The organism is Nakamurella sp., from assembly GCF_048594475.1.
GTDB lineage: Bacteria > Actinomycetota > Actinomycetes > Mycobacteriales > Nakamurellaceae > Nakamurella.
Genome location: NZ_JBMDXT010000410.1, coordinates 1 through 17,208, shown reverse-complemented (window position 1 = coordinate 17,208; position 17,208 = coordinate 1). Strand labels below are relative to the sequence as shown.

Below are 17,208 nucleotides of genomic sequence, written 5' to 3'. Positions count from 1 at the left end.
ATCGGCGGGCCGACCCATCGGCGGCCGGCGCGGCCGGCTCGGTCGCCTCGGCCGGCGCGGTTGGCGCGGTCGGCGCGGCCGCGCGCGCGGCGTCGCCGCCGGTCGGGAGCTCACGCCCGGCCCGGCCGATCGGGCCGGCCGAGCCGCCCGTCGCCGAGCCGGACGACGCCGCCCTGCTGCGGGCGCTGCACGACGAGCATGCGGCCGCCCTGTGGAGCTTCGTGCTGCACCTGACCAACGGTGACCGCGGGCGGGCCGAGGACGTGGTGCAGGAGACGCTGTTCCGGGCCTGGCGGCGCCCGTCCGTGCTGTCGCAGCAGGAGTCCTCCGCGCGGGGCTGGCTGTTCACCGTCGCCCGGAACATCGTCGTCGACGGCTGGCGGGCGGATCGCCGGCGACCGACGTCGTCGAGCGAGTCGGCTCCCGAGCCGGTGGAGCCGGACGCGACCGACCGGGCCCTGCAGGCGATGGTGGTGGCCGAGGCGATGCGCCGGCTCAGCCACGACCACGGCGCCGTGCTGCTCGAGTGCTACTTCCGCGGCTGCACCGCCGCGCAGGCCGCGGCCCGCCTCGGGGTCCCGGTGGGCACCGTCAAGTCCCGGCTGCACTACGCGCTGCACGCCCTGCGGCTGGCGCTGGAGGAGATGGGGGTGGTGACGTGACCCCGACCGAACCCGGTGGACCGGGCGGGGCGGGCGATCGGCAGCTCTGCCGGGACGACGCCGCCTACGTGCTCGGGGCGCTGCCGCCCGCCGACCGGCACGCGTACGAGGACCATCTGCGCGAGTGCGCCGCCTGCCAGGCGTCGGTCCGCAGCCTCGCCGGCCTGCCCGGGCTGCTCGCCCTCACCTCCGCCGACGTGCTGGCCGGGCCGGCGGAGCCGGTGCCGCCGTCGGTGCTGCCGGCCGTCCTGGGCCGCGTGACGCGGGCCCGGCGGCGGCGCCGGTGGCTGGTCGGCTCTCTGGCCGCGGCGGCGGTCGCGTTGCTGGTCGTCGCGATCGGCGCGGCCGTCCGGCCCGCCCCCGGATCCGGGGAGGCGGGACCGGGCCCGAGCGGCACCGGCTCGGCGTCGGTGGACCCGTCGGCCGGCTCCGGGGTCCCGGGAGCGCCGGCCCCCGGGGCCACCGCGCCGAGCCCGGGGCCGGACGAGACGGTGCCGCTGGACCAGGTGGCGCCCGGTCCGATGACCGCGACCCTGGAGCTGGTCGACCGGCGCTGGGGCACGTCGATCACCGTGGTCTGCTCCTATGCGGCGGACATGAACGACGCGGTGCCCTACGACCTGGCCGTCGTCGATCTCGCCGGCCACGAGTCGTCGGCCGGGTCGTGGAGCGGCGTCCCCGGCGTCACCGCGCGGATCCCGGTGGCGACGGCCCTTCCGCGGGAGCAGATCTCGGCGTTCGAGATCCGGCTGGCGGACGGCCGGACGATCCTGCACGGGGCGCCGTAGCCCGCGCCGGCCGGATCGCCCGGCGCAGGCTGCGGCCGGATCGCCCGGGCCTCAGGCGGTCTGCCGGGCCAGGTCGAGCAGCGTCCGCACGATGGCTCCCTCCGCCCGACCCGGCTGCAGGCGGCTGGCCAGCACCTCGAAGGTGTGGAACCCGCCCGCGGTGTCGCTGGCCACGTACCCGGTCGTCGCCCACCCGTTGGTCAGGGTCGACAGCAGGCTGTAGCGGGCCGGCGACTCGCGCCGGAATCGTTGCCCGATCTCGGTGAACAGTTCGGCGTCGACGCTGCCCAGCACGACGTCGCCGAGCCGCAGCACGCCGACGAGCAGCGGCTGCGGTTCGGCGTCGACGTACTCGCCCGGCCGGCCGGCCCGGCCGGCGTCGGTGCGGCGGCGCCCGGGCAGCTCGACGACCCGCTGCGCGCCGGCGATGCCGACGGCGGTGCGCGGCCGGTCGCAGCGCTCGGCGACGATCGACAGCACCTCCTCGGCCAGCACCAGCCCGAGCGCGTCCGCCACCTGCTGCTGCCCGGCCAGCAACCGGGCCACGACCGGGTCGTCCCGATCCAGACCGGCGCCGCCGGGCGGCATGTCGTTGGCGATGTCGATGCCCCGCGCGGCGTGCTCGGCGACGCGTCGGGCCCGCAGTTCGACCGTGTGCCGGTAGACGATCGGGTTCTGGTCGCCGGCGCAGCCCATGCTGAAGAGCGCGACCACGTCAGGGCCGAGCGCCGCCTCCACGTGGGCGCAGGCAACGCCCGGGATGTCGGGGTTGAGGTGGTCGCGCAGGCCGGTCACCACGGCGTGCACCGCGTACTGGTACCAGACGGCCAGCGGGGCCCCGTCCAGCGCGCGGAAGACCAGCACGGCCAGGCTCTTGTCCGACGGCCCCTGGTCTTTGCGGCCCTCCCGCCACTGGCCGATGCCGGTGTCGAAAAGGGTTCGATTGACGTTGATGTGGCATTCACCGAGGCCGACCGCCAGGGTCGCCGGGACCAGCGCGGCGACGGCGCGCCCGACGGCGTCGACGATCGGATCAACCAGGCCGGGACCCAGTTCCCGGGGCACGCTGTGGGTGTGGGTCGCCGCCAGCACCAGCCGCTCGGCCGGGATGCCGTGGTCGGTCGCGACGCGGTCGGCGATCATGGCGGCGACATCGCCGGTCAGGCCGAGGATGTCCGCGGACACCAGGGCCGCGCGCGAGGTCCCGTCGTCGACCACCACGGCCCGCACGAAGATCGGCGCGTCGACGCCGGCGAAGGGTGGCGGCAGCTCTTGGCCGGCCGGGGGACCGACCGGCACCTTGGCCGCACCCACCCGCAGCGTCCCCGGCGATGGCGGCCGGGGGGCGCGGTCGGCCGGCCGGCCGGGGCCGCCGCCCGTCCCGTCCGAATTCCTGGCGCCCGTGGCGGAACCGTGCACGATCTCGCCCCTTCCCGATCGAGAGCCCCGCCGGTCGGGGCCGTCCCATTCTGGCCCGGCTCGCCGGGCGCCCGGGATGTGCCTTCGCCACGCAGCGAAATCCCGGATCACGGCAGGAACCCGGCGTACGTTCGGCCCATGACCCGTCGGATCATGCTGTTCGAGCTCAACGAGGTGCCGTGGCGGATCGTCGACGAGTTCGTCGCCGATCATCCGAACTCCGCGCTGGCCCGCCTGCTGCCCCGGAGCCGTTGCTACACCTCGATCGCCGCGGATCGCGGCCACCTGTCGCCGTGGACCACCTGGCCGACGCTGCACCGCGGCGTGAACGACGAGCAGCACATGATCAGCGCGTTCGGCCAGGATCGCACGGAGGCGGACACCTCGTTCCCGCCGGTCTGGCGCATGCTGCGGGGCGCCGGGGTCTCGGTCGGGGTGTGCGGCAGCCTGCACAGCTTCCCGACGCCGCCGGACCTGGACGGGTACGCCTTCTACCTGCCGGACCCGTTCGCCACCGAATCGACCGCGCACCCGGCGGACCTGGTCCCGTTCCAGGAGTTCCAGCTGATGATGGTCCGCGCGTCGGCCCGGAACGTGGACACGGCCGTCCCGCGGGACGCCGCCCTGAAGTTCCTGCGCACGAGCCACCGGATCGGCGTCCGGGCCGGCACCTACGCCGCCCTGGCCGGCCAGCTGGCGGCCGAGCGGCGGCGCCCCTGGCTCAGCACCCGCCGCCGGTCGATGCAGGCGATGGTCGCGTTCGACGTGTACGCCAAGGCGCTGGCCGACACCCGGCCGGCGTTCAGCACCTTCTTCACCAACCACGTCGCCTCGGCGATGCACCGCTACTGGGCGGCCGGCCATCCCGGCGACTACGACGAGATCGGCCTGAGCGACGACTGGATGCAGCGGTACCGCGCCGAGGTGCCCTGGGCGATGGGTCGCGCCGACCGGATGATCGCCCGGCTGGCCGCGTTCGCCGACGACAATCCCGACTACGAGCTGTGGATCGCCTCGAGCATGGGTCAGGGCCCGACGATGGCGCAGTCGCTGGAGACCCAGCTGTACCTGCAGGATCCCGGTCTGTTCCTGGCCGGGATCGCCGGCGTCCCGGAGACCGGGTGGACCCGGCGGCCGGCGATGAACCCGCAGTGCAACGTACGGATCGAGCCGGCGTACGTGGCCGCCGTCGAGGCGGCCCTGCGCACGGTCACGGTGGCCGGGGCGCCGCTGGTGTTCCGGCAGTCGACCGACGGGTTCTTCTCGATGGACTGGGGCCAGCCGAACCTGCACGACCGGCCGGACGCGGTGTGCGTCGCCGGGCAGCCCCACGCCCCGGCGACCCTGGGTCTGGAGACGGTGGAGATCGAGGAGCGGTCCGACACGACGGCCTACCACGTCCCCCAGGGGGTGCTGGCCATCTACGACCCGCAGGACCCGACGCCGGGTCCGGCCGGGCGGCGGGACGTGTCGGTCCTGGAGGTGGCGCCGGCCATCCTGCACACGTTCGGCGTCACCGTTCCCGGCTACATGCAGGAGCCGGGGGTACTGGCCCGCGAACTGGTTCCGCACTCGGTGGGCACGTTCTGAGCCGCGATTCCCGGCCGCGCCGCGCGGCGCTGGTCACGCCGGCCGGCGCCGCATGTCCCAGGCGTCGGTGATCAGTTCGCGCAGCCGGGGCACGTCCACCCGGTCCAGCCGCAGCAGGACCAGGGCGAAGGGCTCGTAGGCGCCGGTGGTGAAGAACAGGTCCGGCTCGCCGCGCAACAGGGCCTGCTTCTCGGCCTCGTCGCCGACGAACAGCACGGCGACGTCGGTGCGCAGGCGCCGGTGGCGCCCGGTGCCCTCGGGGTAGGACCAGACGAAACCGCGGTTGTCCACCCGGAAGTCGAAGCCGTCGCTGGGAATCTCGACCGTGTCGGGCAGGGCGAGGGCGATGGTGCGCACGTCCTCGGCATCGGCCACGCGGCTCAGGGTAGCTGCCGGTCGGCTCCGGATCCGGAGCCGGCGTCCAGGCGGTCGCCGGCCTCGTCGGCGAGGGCCCGGACGGGTTCACCCAGCGCGCGGGCCAGCACCCAGAGCACGTCGACCTCCGGGGCCTGCACGCCGGTCTCGTACTCGATGAGCGCGGACTCCGACACCGCGCCGCCGGTGCGGGCGGCGATCTCGGCCGGGCTGAGGTGGTGCCGGCACCGGGCCTGCTGCAGCGTCCGGGCCAGGGCGGCGGCGAACGCCCGCGGCCCCGCCGGGTCGAACGGCCGGTGCGGATCGGCGTTGTCCACCGATGAAGAATACGGAGCGACGTCCGGGCCGCCGGGAGCGGCCCCGGAGACGCCACCGGCCGGCCGGATCGGGGTCATGCTCGTCCCGCTCCGGCCGGCCGGTGTCGTTCCGTGGGTCCCGGTGCGCTCAGGCGCCGCCGGTGGCCTCGTGGATCGCCGAGTGGATCGCCGAGACGACCTCGTGCGGCTTCTCCATGTGAGCCATGTGTCCGGCTCCCGCGACCACCTGCACGGTGGCCCGGCCGTCCAGCGCGGCGGCGTTGGACGCCGGCACGATCCGGTCCTCCGCGCCCCACACCACCACGGTGGGACCGCCGAACGAGGCCTGGGCGGCGGTGACGTCGACCCCGGACCCGTCGCCGTCCAGCAGCGACCCGGCGAGCGTGGCCAGCGCCACGTCGACCCCGTCGATCCGCTTGTACTTGAGCAGGTCGTCGATCAGTTGCCGCTGCACGAGCGACTGGTCGGCGAACAGCTGCACCAGGTGCGGCTTGAGCTCCCGCCGGGTCTGGGCCGAGGCGAACCCGCGGATGTACTCCGCATTGATCTCCGGACCGAAACCGGCCGGGGAGACCAGCGTCAGCGACAGCACCCGGCCGGCCGCCGCCGGATCGCCGGCCACCGCGGTGACCACCGCGCCGCCCATCGAGTGACCGACCAGGTGCACGCCGGAGAGCTCGAGGGCGTCCAGGAACCCGACGACGGTGGCCGCGAGCGACTCCACGGTGCCCGCACCGACGTCCTTGCCCGAGGCGCCGTGCCCCGGCAGGTCGATGGCGTAGGTCGCGTGGTGCGCCGACACCGGTTCCTGCACGAACATCCAGGAGTCCTTGTCGCCGCCGTACCCGTGCACGAACACCACCGGGGCGGCCGTGGTCGGTTCCTCGGGTTCGAGCACCGCGTAGGCGATGGTCACCCCGTCGACCTCGACGGTGCCCAGGCGCGGCCCGGAATCGTCGACGATGTCGCCGGACGCCAGCTGCTCCCGGGCCTGCGCGAGGGCGGCGTCGACCTCCTCCTGCGGCACGTCGGCGTCGGCCAGCAGGGCGATGGTGCCGCCCACCGGCACATCGACCATCGTGTCCACGACCAGGGCGCGCACCGTGCCGGTCCAGGTGGATTCCAGGGCGCCGGCGATCTTGTCGGTGTCGATCTCGCAGATGTCCTGCCCCTCGGACAGCTCGTCGCCCTCGGCGACGAACCAGTCGGTGACCTTGCCCGACTCCATCGACAGGCCCCACTTGGGCATGGTGATCCGCTGGATGCGGTCGGTCACTTGGCTGGGGGCGGTCTCTTCGGTCGTCGTCATGGTCAGCCGCTCCAGTCGGTCACGGTCTTGACCGCGTTGATGATGTCCTGCGCCTGCGGGATGTACAGCTGCTCCAGGGAGCCGGCGAACGGCACCGGGACGTGCGGCGGGCTGACCATCTTGATCGGCGCCTTCAGGTCGCCGAACGCCTCGGCGCACACCTGGGCGCTGATGTCGGTGGCCATGTTGCAGCGGGGGCTGGACTCGTCGACGATCACCAGCCGGCCGGTCTTCTCGACCGATTCCAGGATGCTGTCCAGGTCCAGCGGGCTGGTCGTCCGCGGGTCGATGATCTCGGCCTGGATGCCGGAGGCCTCCAGCTCGGCGGCCGCCTCGATCGCCTTGGTGACCATCCAGCCCATCGCCACGATGGTGACGTCGTCGCCCTCACGGACGACGTTGGCCTCGCCGAACGGGATGGTGTAGCTCTCCTCCGGCACCGGTCCGGTGATGTCGTACATGGCCTTGTGTTCCAGGAAGATCACCGGGTCGTTGTCCCGGATCGATTGGATCAGGAGGCCTTTGACCTCGTACGGGCTCGACGGCAGGACGACCTTGAGGCCGGGCAGGTGGGTGAAGATCGGGTAGAGGGCCTGCGAGTGCTGGGCCGCCGCGGACAGGCCGGCGCCGTACATCGCGCGGATGGTGACGGGGGTGACGGCCTTGCCGCCGAACATGTACCGGAACTTGGCCGCCTGGTTCATGATCTGGTCCAGGCAGACACCCATGAAGTCCACGAACATCAGCTCGGCGACGGGGCGCAGGCCGCGGGTGGCGGCGCCGACCGCGGCGCCGATGAACCCCGACTCGGTGATCGGGGTGTCCAGCACTCGGCCCGGGAACTTCGGGTACAGACCCTTGGTGACGCCGAGAACGCCGCCCCAGGCGTCGTCGTCGCCGTCACCGGCGACGCCGCCGGCCACGTCCTCGCCCATCACGATGACGCTCGGGTCGCGTTCCATTTCCTGGGCGAGGGCCTCGTTGACCGCCTCGCGATAGCTGATCGTGCGGGTTGCCATGATGGTTGTCCTGTCTGGAGGGTGGCTGAAGGGGACGGGGAGGGCCGCCGGTCGGCCCCGGGGTGCGGGGCCGGGGCCGGATCCGCGGGTCCGGCGGGGCGCTCGGGTCCCGGCGCCGAGCGGGGCTCGGTCGGGGCGCCCGGGCGGCCCGGCGGCGGGCAGGGTGGGTCAGAACTTGACGTAGACGTCGGTGAGCAGGTCGGCCGCACCGGGCGCCGCGGCGGCCTTGGCCTCGGCCACGGCCTCCTCGATCAGCTGGGCGACCTCGGCGTCGACCTGGTCCAGCTGGGCGTCGGTGAGCCGGCCGGTCTCGGTGACCCGCTCGCGGAAGCGCTTGAGGCAGTCCAGGCTCTCGCGGGCACCGGCGATCTCGTCCTTGGGCCGGTAGGTCTGCTGATCGCCCTCGAAGTGACCGTAGTAGCGGGTGAGCTTGACCTCGATCAGGGTCGGGCCGCCGCCTTCGCGGGCCCGCCGGATGGCCTCGCCGGCCACCTCGTAGACGGCGAAGAAGTCGAAGCCGTCGACGATCACGCCGGGCATGCCGTACCCCGCGGCGCGGTCGGCGATGTTGTCGGCCGAGACCGACCACTTGGCGGCGGTGGCCTCGGCGTAGCCGTTGTTCTCGGCGACGAAGATGGCCGGCAGGTTCCACACCGAGGCCAGGTTCATCGCTTCCGCGGTGGTGCCCTGGTTGGACGCGCCGTCGCCGAAGAACGCGATGCCGACGCCGCCGTCGCCCTTGATCTTGGCGGCCAGCGCGGTGCCGCAGATCAGCGGCGGTCCGCCGCCGACGATGCCGTTGGCGCCGAGCATGCCCTTGGACAGGTCGGCGATGTGCATGGAGCCGCCCTTGCCGCGGCAGGAACCGGTGATCTTGCCGAAGATCTCGGCCATCATCGGCTTGATGTCCACCCCCTTGGCGATGCAGTGGCCGTGGCCGCGGTGGGTGGAGGCGATGGTGTCCCGCTCGGCGTCCAGGTGGGCGCAGATGCCGGCGGCGGACGCCTCCTCGCCCGCGTACAGGTGGACGAACCCGGGGATGTCGCCGGTGGCGAACTCGTCGTGCACCCGATCCTCGAACATCCGGATGGACTTCATGATCCGGTAGGCGTCGAGCAGCCGTTCCGGGGTCAGACCGTCGCCGACGTCGGCCGATCGGTCGAGCGTCTGGGTCATGGTGTCTCCTTCTCTCGTGCCGGTCCGCCGGCTCCGGCCGGGCGGGACCCGGCGGGCGCGACGTGACGGGCGGGGGTTACTGGTGTGCGAGCAGGGTGTGGTGCGCGGTCGACGCGCGGAGCGCGGCGGGCACGTCGATCACCCGGGGCCCGTCGTGCCGCAGCGTGACCGTGACCCGGTCCTGCGGACCGAATTCGACTTCGCGTTCGCCGTCGACGGCGACGGTGCCCCGGTCCAGCCGCACCGGGTGCGGCCGGTCCGGGACGAGCTCGCCGACCCCGTTGACCCCGACCGGCTGGAGCAGGCCGGGGGCCAGGGGGGCGAGCACGGTGTGGGCCGCGGTCGCCGGATCGGTCAGCATGACCGCGGCGCCGTGGTCGTCGGCGCGGCCGGTCGGCAGCAGACGGCCGACGATCGAGGACAGGCCGATGCCGTGCGGCTCGCCGAACGTGCAGTACAGCTCGCGCAGCGAGGTGCCGGTCCACAGCGCGCGGGAACCGACGTCCATGGCCGTGCTGACGCAGGCGTCCACCAGCGCGACCTCGTGATCGACCCGGCCCGAGGCCCGGGTGATCTCGACATGGAGCATCTTGCAGCGGGTCTCGGGCGCGTCGACCGCCCCGATGGCGATCATCCCGACCGCCATGCCGGCGACCGTGGCCTCCAGCATGATCGGGAACGCGTTGTTGGTGCCGGTGGACAGGGCCAGCATCGGGGTCCGGCCGAGTCCGGGCACCGCCGCCCGCATGGTGCCGTCGCCCCCGAGCAGCACGACGGCCGCCGAGCACTGCTCGGCCATGATGCGGGCGTAGGCGGTGGTGTCGGCGGCGCTGCCGGTCGGCCGGTCCAGCTCGAGGAACTCGACCTTGGGCCAGCGCAGGTGGGCGGTCGACTTCGCCGTGGTCAACCGCACCATCTCCCGCTGCACCCCGGCGGCGATGCCGAACGTGTCGGTGGACAGCAGCACCCGCTCGACCCCGAGGGTGCCGGCCGCCCGCAGGATGCGCAGCACCATCGAGGTCTTCTCGGTGTTGGGGAACACCGATGCCTGGGACACGATCCGCCGGATGTCCCGGCCGGACATCGGGTTCGGGATGACGCCGATGGCGCTGCCCGGAACCACCGGCAGGTCGTCCCCGTGTTCCAGGATCACCGCTCCGGCCCTCCCTTCCCGCGCGGATCATCTCCGCCCGCGCGGATCAACTAGCCCGACATGTGAATGGCGTGACAGGGGTCGACGACTTCATCCGCACACCCGCTGCCGCGGGATGGCCGACGGACGCCTTCGGCGACGCCAACGCCTCCCCGGCCCGCGACGTGCGGGATTACCGGTAGACCATGCCGCCGTCGATGAGCACCGACTGGCCGGTCATGTAGTCCGAGTCCGGGCCGGCCAGGTAGGAGACGAAATTGGCCACGTCGTCGGCGGTCTGCGACCGGCCCAGGGCGATCGTGTCCGAGAACTGGGCGAACGTCGCCCCCTTCTCGGCCCCGGTCAGATCGGCGAACCGCTGGTCGATCTCGACCCACATATCGGTCCCGACGACGCCCGGGCAGTAGGAGTTGACGGTGATGCCGAACGGCGCGTACTCCTTGGCCGCCGACTGGGTGAGCCCGCGCACGGCGAACTTGGTGGCGCAGTAGACGCCGAGCATGGCGAACCCGTCGTGACCGGCGATGGACGCCGCGTTGATGATCTTGCCGTTGTTCTTCGCGCCCTTCCCGCCGGTCGCGGCGCCGCGCTGCTTGAACTTGGCCGCGGCCGCCTGGATGCCCCAGAGCACACCCTCGACGTTGACGGCCAGGATCCGGTGGACCTCCTCCGGCAGCACCTCGTCGATCGGGTTGACCTGGGCGATGCCGGCGTTGTTGACCATGATGTCGAAGCCGCCGAGCGCGGACTCGGCGTGGTCGACGGCCGCGTAGACCTGGGACCGGTCGGTCACGTCCGCGGCGAACACGGTGGCCTTGCGGCCGAGGGCGCTGACCTCGTCGGCGACGTCCTGCATGGTCGTGCCCTCGCGGTCGACGATGCAGATGTCGGCGCCGTCCCGGGCCAGGCGCAGCGCGATGCCGCGGCCGATGCCGCGGGCGCCGCCGGTGATGAGGGCGACCTTGCCTTCGATGCTCATGCGGTGGGGGGTCCTTTCGGGATGCTCGGAACGGGGGAGGAGCGGCGGGGCGGACGCCGCGCGGATCAACACACCCGGAATGTGACCGACGGGACGGGAGTCGTCGATGTCGGCCGCGCCGGGGTTGTTGATCCGCGCGGGCACGGATCAGGGGTGGACGAGGATCTTGACGTTCTCGGCCTTGCGGTCGATCAGCTCGCGGAAGCCGCCCTCGACGATGTCGTCGACCGCGATCCGACCGGTGATGAACTGTTCGGCGTCGACCTTGCCGTCCTGCAACAGCTTGATCGTCGGCTCGTGGTCGTTGCAGTAGGCCAAAGAGCCGATCACCGAGACCTCGTTGAAGACCAGGTCGTTCATCGCGACGGTCGCCTCGTGACCCCAGATCGCGACGTTGACGACGGTGCCGCCGCCCTTGGTGCCCTTGATCGCCTGGGCGGTGGCGCCGTTGAACCCGGCGCATTCGAACGACACGTCGGTGCCCACGCCGCCGGTGAGATCCTTGATCGCGCTGACGATGTCGGTGTCGGTCGGATCGAGCACCGTGCTCGCGCCGGCCGCCTTGGCCTTGACCTTGCGGACCTCGGCGGGCTCGACCACGATCACGTCGTCCACGCCCTGGGCCTTGAGCGCGGCCACGGTGACCAGGCCGATCGGGCCGGAGCCGTACACGGTGGCACTCTCCCCGGGGCGCACCTTGGACAGCCGGACCGCGTGGTAGGCCACGGCCAGCGGCTCGATCAGCGCGCCGATGTCGGTGGGCAGGTCCCCGATGGAGAAGGTGCGCTTGGCGTCGGCGACGACGTAGTCGGAGAACCCGCCGCCCCCGCCGGACAGGCCGATGAAACCGAGCGTGTCGCAGACGTTGTAGATGCCGGCCCGGCACCGCGCGCACGTGCCGCAGGTGATGTAGGGCTCGACGACGACCCGCTCGCCGATGGCGACATTGGTCACCCCGTCGCCGATGTCGGCGACGACGCCGGCGAATTCATGACCCAGGCAGACCGGGACGGTCTCTCCGGTCAGCGGGTGCGGGGAACCGGCGGGCGGGGCGAAGATCGGCCCGTCGAGGTACTCGTGCAGATCGGTGCCGCAGATGCCGCACCACTCGATCTTGACCTTGACGGTCCCGGGGCGGACGGTCGGCTCGGGGATGTCCTCGATCCGGATGTCCTTGTTCCCGTAGTACATCGCTGCCTTCATCGGCTGGCGTCCTTCCTGGAACGGGAGGCGACCGGGGCGAGCGCGGCGGCCGGAATGAGTCCGGCCCGGCGCTCGTCATGTGCTCCCGGTCACGGTGTGCAGGAAGGCTAGGACGGCGAGGGTGGCACCGGGGTTGCAGCCGGGCCGCCCGAGGGTTGCCACCCCGTCCGGACGCGTCAGAACCGTCAGGACCAGCCGGACGTGGCCGCCCCGACGGAACCCGCCGGTCATCCGGACCGCGCGGCGCGAGGATCAGAGCAGCCCGGTCGCGGCCCACTCGGACTCGAACTCCAGCAGCTCGTCCCAGCGTCGCAACGCCGGCCGGTAGGCCGCCAGCCAGGCGGGGTAGCGGGCGGACGTGGTCGCGGCCGTGAAGCGGTCCCGGTCGGGCCAGTGCTGGACGGCCAGCACCGACCGGGACCCGTCGACCAGCTCCAGGCCGAGCCGGACGTCCGGATCCAGAACGCGGTAGTGCGGTTCGATCCGGTCCCGGACCAGGTCGACCACGTCGCCGAGCTCGGCACCCGGCCGCAGCCGCCACCGCCGGTACGTCACGAACGCGGTCATCCCGCGTCCGGCTCAGCGATGGGGGACCGGGGCGCGGGTGCCTCGGGCGGCCGGCAGGCTCACCGCGACGGGTCGCCCGCGGCCGGCCCCGGCGCCGCCGCCGAACTCCCGGTCGATCCGGCGCAGCCGGGCGGCCAGGTAGGCGCGGTCCTTGTCGGCCACGGGCAGGCGGGACAGCAGCAGCCGGATCGCCTGCGGATCCATGGCCCCGGTGTCGGTCTCGATCCACCGGCGCAGGTGCGCCACCCCGGGTGCGGAGAGCACCGCGTGCCGCAGCGACTCGGTCAGCTCGTCGCGCAGCAGTTCGATCGCCAGCACGCTCGACCGGGGCAGCAGCGGCCCGGAGTACGACTCCAGCGCCGCGGTCAGGTTGCCGGCCCGGACCTGGCGGGTGACCTGCTGGAAGTCGGCGGTCACGACGAGGTCGGGATCGAAGGCGTAGGGGTTGGACCGGACGCAGCCGTCCAGCACCGACCGGATCCGGTGCATCTCGGCCCGTACAGTGGTCCGCACCCCGTCGTCGCCGTAGATCTCGCCGGCCAGCTCGTCGGCGGTCAGCCCCTTGGGGTTGATCGCCAGCAGCGTCAGGATCTCCGCGCGCCGCTGGGACAGCACGACCTCCCGGCCGTCGATGACCGCCACCGGATCACCGGCGCCCAGGAACCGCAGGTCCAGAGTGGTGCGGGGGGTGCGGCGCGCCGGTGCGGGCAGCTCCACGAGCAGGTACTCGCCGCGCGGTTCGGCCGGCACCTGCTACCCGTCGGGCTGGGTGAGCCGTCCGGTGGGGGGGGCCTGGCCGACGGCGCCCGGGGTCAGGCCGGTCAGGTCGCCGAGCACCGAGCGGCCGCCGGGGGAGACCAGGGCGATCCCGTCCAGCGACCGGTGATGCCGGCGGACGAGGTCGCGGGCCTGCTCGTCGGCCTCCTGCCGGGCGTTGCGCAGCTTCTCGTGGACCAGCGCGGCCCCGCACCGGACGAGCGCCAGCGCGTCCGGGTTGGCGCTGCGGTAGGGGCCCGAGACGTCCAGCACGCCGAGCAGGGCGCGGGTCTCCGGGTCGTAGATCGGGGCCGCACTGCAGACCCAGTTGTGGTGGCTGCGCACCAGGTGCTCGGCCGAGAAGACCTGGTTGGCCCGTCCCTCGACGACGGCGTTGCCGATCGCGTTGGTCCCGACCGCGTCCTCCGACCAGCGTGCGCCCTCGACGAACTCCAGGCTTTCGGCCAGCCGGATGACGTCTCGCGAGCCGACCCGCCAGAGGATCTCCCCGGCGGCCGAGGCGATGACCATGATGTGGTTGCCGGCCACCGAGTCGTCGGCCAGCAGGCCGGCCAATGCCGGCACGAACGGCGAGAGCGGATGCTCGTTGCGCAGCCGCCGGATCTCCAGGATCTCGTGCAGCCGGGGCGGCCGCTGCCCGTCGGGATCGACGCCGGCGGCCAGCGCCCGCTCCCACGAACTCTGGATGCGGTTGGACACCGACGGATCCACGGCGCCGGCGAGCACCTTGTCGTAGGCGGCGCGCAGGGCGCGCGCCCGGTCGTCCGGATCCAGGAACGCGGCCCGGGCCCGGTGCCGGAGCTCGCCGTCGTGGGCGTCCGGACCGAGGATGTGTCCGAGCAGGTCGACCGGCTCCTGGGGGTAACCGGACAGCGTCGACCGATCAGTCATGCGTGGTCCTCACATCTCGGGGCAGGGATGCCGTCGTGCCACGCGCGGAACCCGTCCGAAGGGGACGAACCGGGCCGAGCGCGGCGCTGCGCTCGCCTCATGGTGGTCCGGCTCGTCGGGGTCGGCAAGGGGGTGTCCGGCCCGCCGGCTGCAACCTGGCCGCCCGGAACCTGAGAAAGCCTGTTCCCCAAGGGGAACGGCGACCATGTGGATCGGCTGGGAACGACCCGTCGGGGCCCGGATGCAACCCCGTTGCAACCCCCGGTTCGAGCCCCGGGGGGGGGGCGCCACGGCCGGGTGATCCGCTGTCGCGCCGTCCGCTTCGACCGGTGACGGCCCGGGCCGCGACGGCGGGTTCAGCCCGGCGCGTCGAGCAGGCCGGTCCAACCCCATCGGGGGACGGCCAGCCCGTCGGCGATCCGCGCGCGGTCCTCATGGGTCAGGACCCGGTCCACCGCCCAGACCATGTAGTCGTGCATGGCCCGGCGGAACTCGGGATCGGCGGGGAGCGGCACGTCGTCCATCGCCGCGTCGAAGCACGCGACGAACCGGCGACCGAGGTCGGACATGTCGCCGTTGCCGGCGTGCATCCGGAGCACCGAGGACTCGGTGCCGTCGCCGTCGGTGTAGGCCGGCGGTCCACCGAGGACCTGCGCCCAGTACGCCGCCAGCCGCTCGACGTGCTGCGGGTGCTGGTCGGGGTGGGAGAACGGATGATTGAGCTCCGGGTCGTCCAGGCACCGCCGATGATGGCACCGGGCCAGGGCCAGGAACGCCGGGCTGCCCCCGGCGTGGTCGAACAGGGTGGGCCGCATCGCCTCATCCTGCGCGCGGATCACCACATCGGCCCGTTCTCGCCGGGCCGGCCCGACAGCGCGGGTCGGACGGGGGATCGAATCGCGGGTCGGGCGGGCGATCGAGGCGCACGGGGCCGGTTCAGGCGGCCGCCGCCGACCAGGTCCGGTAGCCGCCGTCGAGGTTGGCCACGTCCCGGTCGAGCTGGCGCAGCAGCCGGGCGGCGGCATGCCCCCGCTGCCCGACGGCGCAGGTCACGACGACCGGGCCGGGCGGGATCTCGGCGGCCCGCGTGCGCAGCTGTTCCAGCGGGATGTTGATCGCCCCGGTGATCGTGCCGGCCGCGAACTCGCCCGCGCTGCGCACGTCGACGAGCACGGCGCCCTCCGCCCGCGCCCGGTCGACCTCGTGCCACTGCACCGTGCGCTCGCCGGCGGCCAGGTTGTCGGCGATCATGCCCAGCATGGCCACCGGGTCCTTCGCCGCACCGAACTGCGGCGCGTAGGCCAGTTCGAGGTCGGCCAGGTCCGGTCCGGTCAATCCACCCCGCAGCGCGGTGGCGATGACGTCGATCCGCTTGTCCACCCCCTCGCCGCCCACGCCCTGGGCGCCGAGGATGGCCCCGGTGACCGGGTCGAGCAGCAGTTTGAGCGCCATCGGCTGCGCTCCGGGGTAGTAGCCGGCGTGGCTGGCCGGATGGGTGTGGATCGCGCGGTACGGCCGTCCGGCCGCCCGCAACCGGGCCTCGTTGCTGCCGGTGGCCGCCGCGGTCAGGCCGAAGAGGCCGACGACGGCGGTGCCCAGCGCCGGCCGGGCGGCGACCGCCCGCCCGCAGATGGCGTCGGCGACCAGCCGCCCGTGCCGGTTGGCGGTGTTGGCCAGGGGGACCAGGGCGGCGCCGCCACCGAGCGGGTCGACCTTCTCGGCGACGTCCCCGACCGCGAAGATCCGCGGGTCCGACGTGCGCTGCGCGCCGTCGACGACGACGCCACCGCCCGCGCCGATGGCCAGGCCGGCCTCCCGGGCCAGCCCGGACTCGGGCCGCACGCCGATCGCGGCGATCACCACGTCGGCGGGCAGCCGGCTGCCGTCGGACAGCACGACTGACCCCGGCTCGATCGCGGTGGCGCTCGTCCCGGTGCGGATCCGGACGCCGTGCGCCTGCAGGTGCCGGGCGACCGGCGCCGCCATCTCGGGATCGAGCGGGGCCAGGATCCGGTCGGCGAGCTCGATCACGGTGACCGCGATGCCGCGACGGGTGAGGTTCTCGGCCAGTTCCAGGCCGATGAACCCGCCACCCAGGATCGCCGCCGTCGCCGCGCCGTCCAGCCGGGCCCCGATCGCGTCCATGTCGGCCAGGTCGCGCAGCACCATGGCCCGTTCGACGCCCGGGATCGGGGGTCGGACGGGCGTGGCCCCGGTGGCGAGCACGAGCTCGTCGTAGACGATCTCGGTCGTCAGGTCGGTGCACAGGTCGAGGACCGTCACCGTCCGGCGGTCGCGGTCGATCCGCCGCACCTCGTGCCGGACCCGCACGTCGATCCGGAAGCGGTCGTGCAGGCCGGCCGGCGACTGCAGCAACAGGTCGTCCCGGTCGGCGATGACGCCACCGAGGTGGTACGGCAGACCGCAGTTGGCGAACGAGACATGATCGCCCCGTTCCAGGACGACGATCTCGCGGAACTCATCGTTGCGGCGCAGCCGGGTCGCGGTGGACATGCCGGCGGCGACGCCGCCGACGATGACGGTGCGCCCGGTGGTGGTCATGTCAGCCCTGACGCCCGAACAGCCCGGCGAACAGGCCGGTGCGCTTGGCATTCTTCGCCTCGGGGCTGCAGCCGCAGCGATCGGCGCGGGGCACCCCGGCCATCACCGCGTCGACATGCTGGCCGCACCCGGCCCAGGTCGTCTTGCCGCAGGTCTTGCACGCCACTGCCCGGCACATCTGGCCCTCGCTTCCTAGATACCCCGGTAGGTATCTGGATCGATGCTAGCAGACACCCCTGGGGGTATCACGTGATCTGGGTGACGCCGGCGGCGGTCGGCCCTGGCCTGCTGGCCCGGGCCACTCCCTGCCCGCCCACGTGCCGTGGTTAGCCCGGGAATCGGGCGATGCGGGGGGCCACCAGGCACGTGCGGGGGGCGGGTCGGGGCCGCCGCGGGGCTGGGCCCTGCGGGCGAGAACGGG

18 protein-coding genes are annotated in these 17,208 nt (G+C 73.3%); 3 read left to right on the top strand and 15 right to left on the bottom strand.

The annotated features are described in order from the left end of the window. Positions 1 to 176: 176 nt before the first annotated feature. Positions 177 to 662: a sigma-70 family RNA polymerase sigma factor gene (locus ACOJUF_RS18730; RefSeq protein ID WP_420123334.1), complete on the top strand. Its 486-nt coding sequence runs from the start codon at positions 177 to 179 to the stop codon at positions 660 to 662. After that, positions 659 to 1,450, top strand: coding sequence for a zf-HC2 domain-containing protein (locus ACOJUF_RS18725; RefSeq protein WP_420123333.1), 792 nt, complete (start codon positions 659 to 661; stop codon positions 1,448 to 1,450). Before ACOJUF_RS18730 ends, ACOJUF_RS18725 begins: the two co-directional genes overlap by 4 nt. Before the next feature lie 51 nt (positions 1,451 to 1,501). On the opposite strand, the gene ACOJUF_RS18720 is transcribed toward ACOJUF_RS18725, so the two are convergent. Beyond that, positions 1,502 to 2,764 (bottom strand): hypothetical protein, encoded by a 1,263-nt coding sequence (locus ACOJUF_RS18720; RefSeq protein WP_420123332.1) that lies wholly within the window; start codon positions 2,762 to 2,764, stop codon positions 1,502 to 1,504. Between the two features lie 243 nt (positions 2,765 to 3,007). On the opposite strand from ACOJUF_RS18720, the gene ACOJUF_RS18715 reads away from it, so the two are divergent. Continuing rightward, entirely contained in the window at positions 3,008 to 4,459 is a 1,452-nt protein-coding gene (locus tag ACOJUF_RS18715) for a hypothetical protein (protein WP_420123331.1), read from the top strand. A 33-nt stretch (positions 4,460 to 4,492) separates the two neighbouring features. Here the strand turns inward: ACOJUF_RS18715 and ACOJUF_RS18710 are convergent, their stop codons facing one another. The 14 genes from ACOJUF_RS18710 to ACOJUF_RS18645 all read right to left on the bottom strand — a co-directional run bounded on the left by ACOJUF_RS18710 (position 4,493) and on the right by ACOJUF_RS18645 (position 16,965). Then, on the bottom strand, positions 4,493 to 4,834 hold the full coding sequence (locus ACOJUF_RS18710) for an MmcQ/YjbR family DNA-binding protein (RefSeq protein WP_420123330.1): 342 nt from the start codon (positions 4,832 to 4,834) through the stop codon (positions 4,493 to 4,495). A 5-nt stretch (positions 4,835 to 4,839) separates the two neighbouring features. Beyond that, positions 4,840 to 5,229 carry a helix-turn-helix domain-containing protein gene (locus ACOJUF_RS18705; protein ID WP_420123329.1) on the bottom strand — a complete coding sequence of 130 codons (390 nt, stop codon included), beginning with the start codon at positions 5,227 to 5,229 and terminating at the stop codon, positions 4,840 to 4,842. 49 nt (positions 5,230 to 5,278) lie between these two features. Beyond that, entirely contained in the window at positions 5,279 to 6,460 is a 1,182-nt protein-coding gene (locus ACOJUF_RS18700) for an acetoin dehydrogenase dihydrolipoyllysine-residue acetyltransferase subunit (RefSeq protein ID WP_420123328.1), read from the bottom strand. 2 nt (positions 6,461 to 6,462) lie between these two features. Then, positions 6,463 to 7,479, bottom strand: a complete 1,017-nt coding sequence (locus ACOJUF_RS18695; RefSeq protein WP_420123327.1) for an alpha-ketoacid dehydrogenase subunit beta — start codon at positions 7,477 to 7,479, stop codon at positions 6,463 to 6,465. A 168-nt stretch (positions 7,480 to 7,647) separates the two neighbouring features. Continuing rightward, positions 7,648 to 8,655, bottom strand: a complete 1,008-nt coding sequence (locus tag ACOJUF_RS18690; RefSeq protein WP_420123326.1) for a thiamine pyrophosphate-dependent dehydrogenase E1 component subunit alpha — start codon at positions 8,653 to 8,655, stop codon at positions 7,648 to 7,650. 76 nt (positions 8,656 to 8,731) lie between these two features. Beyond that, entirely contained in the window at positions 8,732 to 9,808 is a 1,077-nt protein-coding gene (locus ACOJUF_RS18685; RefSeq protein WP_420123325.1) for an ATP-NAD kinase family protein, read from the bottom strand. A 172-nt stretch (positions 9,809 to 9,980) separates the two neighbouring features. Beyond that, positions 9,981 to 10,787 (bottom strand): acetoin reductase, encoded by an 807-nt coding sequence (locus ACOJUF_RS18680; RefSeq protein ID WP_420123324.1) that lies wholly within the window; start codon positions 10,785 to 10,787, stop codon positions 9,981 to 9,983. Between the two features lie 147 nt (positions 10,788 to 10,934). Then, positions 10,935 to 11,990 carry a 2,3-butanediol dehydrogenase gene (locus ACOJUF_RS18675; RefSeq protein ID WP_420123323.1) on the bottom strand — a complete coding sequence of 352 codons (1,056 nt, stop codon included), beginning with the start codon at positions 11,988 to 11,990 and terminating at the stop codon, positions 10,935 to 10,937. 252 nt (positions 11,991 to 12,242) lie between these two features. Then, a complete protein-coding gene (locus ACOJUF_RS18670; protein ID WP_420123322.1) occupies positions 12,243 to 12,557 on the bottom strand; it encodes a hypothetical protein in 315 nt (104 codons plus the stop codon). 12 nt (positions 12,558 to 12,569) lie between these two features. Then, positions 12,570 to 13,307: a hypothetical protein gene (locus ACOJUF_RS18665; protein ID WP_420123321.1), complete on the bottom strand. Its 738-nt coding sequence runs from the start codon at positions 13,305 to 13,307 to the stop codon at positions 12,570 to 12,572. A gap of 3 nt (positions 13,308 to 13,310) precedes the next feature. Further along, positions 13,311 to 14,225 (bottom strand): GAF domain-containing protein, encoded by a 915-nt coding sequence (locus ACOJUF_RS18660; protein WP_420123320.1) that lies wholly within the window; start codon positions 14,223 to 14,225, stop codon positions 13,311 to 13,313. 356 nt (positions 14,226 to 14,581) lie between these two features. Beyond that, complete coding sequence (locus tag ACOJUF_RS18655; RefSeq protein ID WP_420123319.1) at positions 14,582 to 15,040, bottom strand: group II truncated hemoglobin; 459 nt, start codon at positions 15,038 to 15,040, stop codon at positions 14,582 to 14,584. 121 nt (positions 15,041 to 15,161) lie between these two features. Continuing rightward, positions 15,162 to 16,787, bottom strand: coding sequence for an FAD-dependent oxidoreductase (locus ACOJUF_RS18650; RefSeq protein ID WP_420123318.1), 1,626 nt, complete (start codon positions 16,785 to 16,787; stop codon positions 15,162 to 15,164). 1 nt (position 16,788) lies between these two features. Beyond that, positions 16,789 to 16,965 carry a hypothetical protein gene (locus ACOJUF_RS18645; RefSeq protein ID WP_420123317.1) on the bottom strand — a complete coding sequence of 59 codons (177 nt, stop codon included), beginning with the start codon at positions 16,963 to 16,965 and terminating at the stop codon, positions 16,789 to 16,791. Positions 16,966 to 17,208 lie beyond the last annotated feature (243 nt).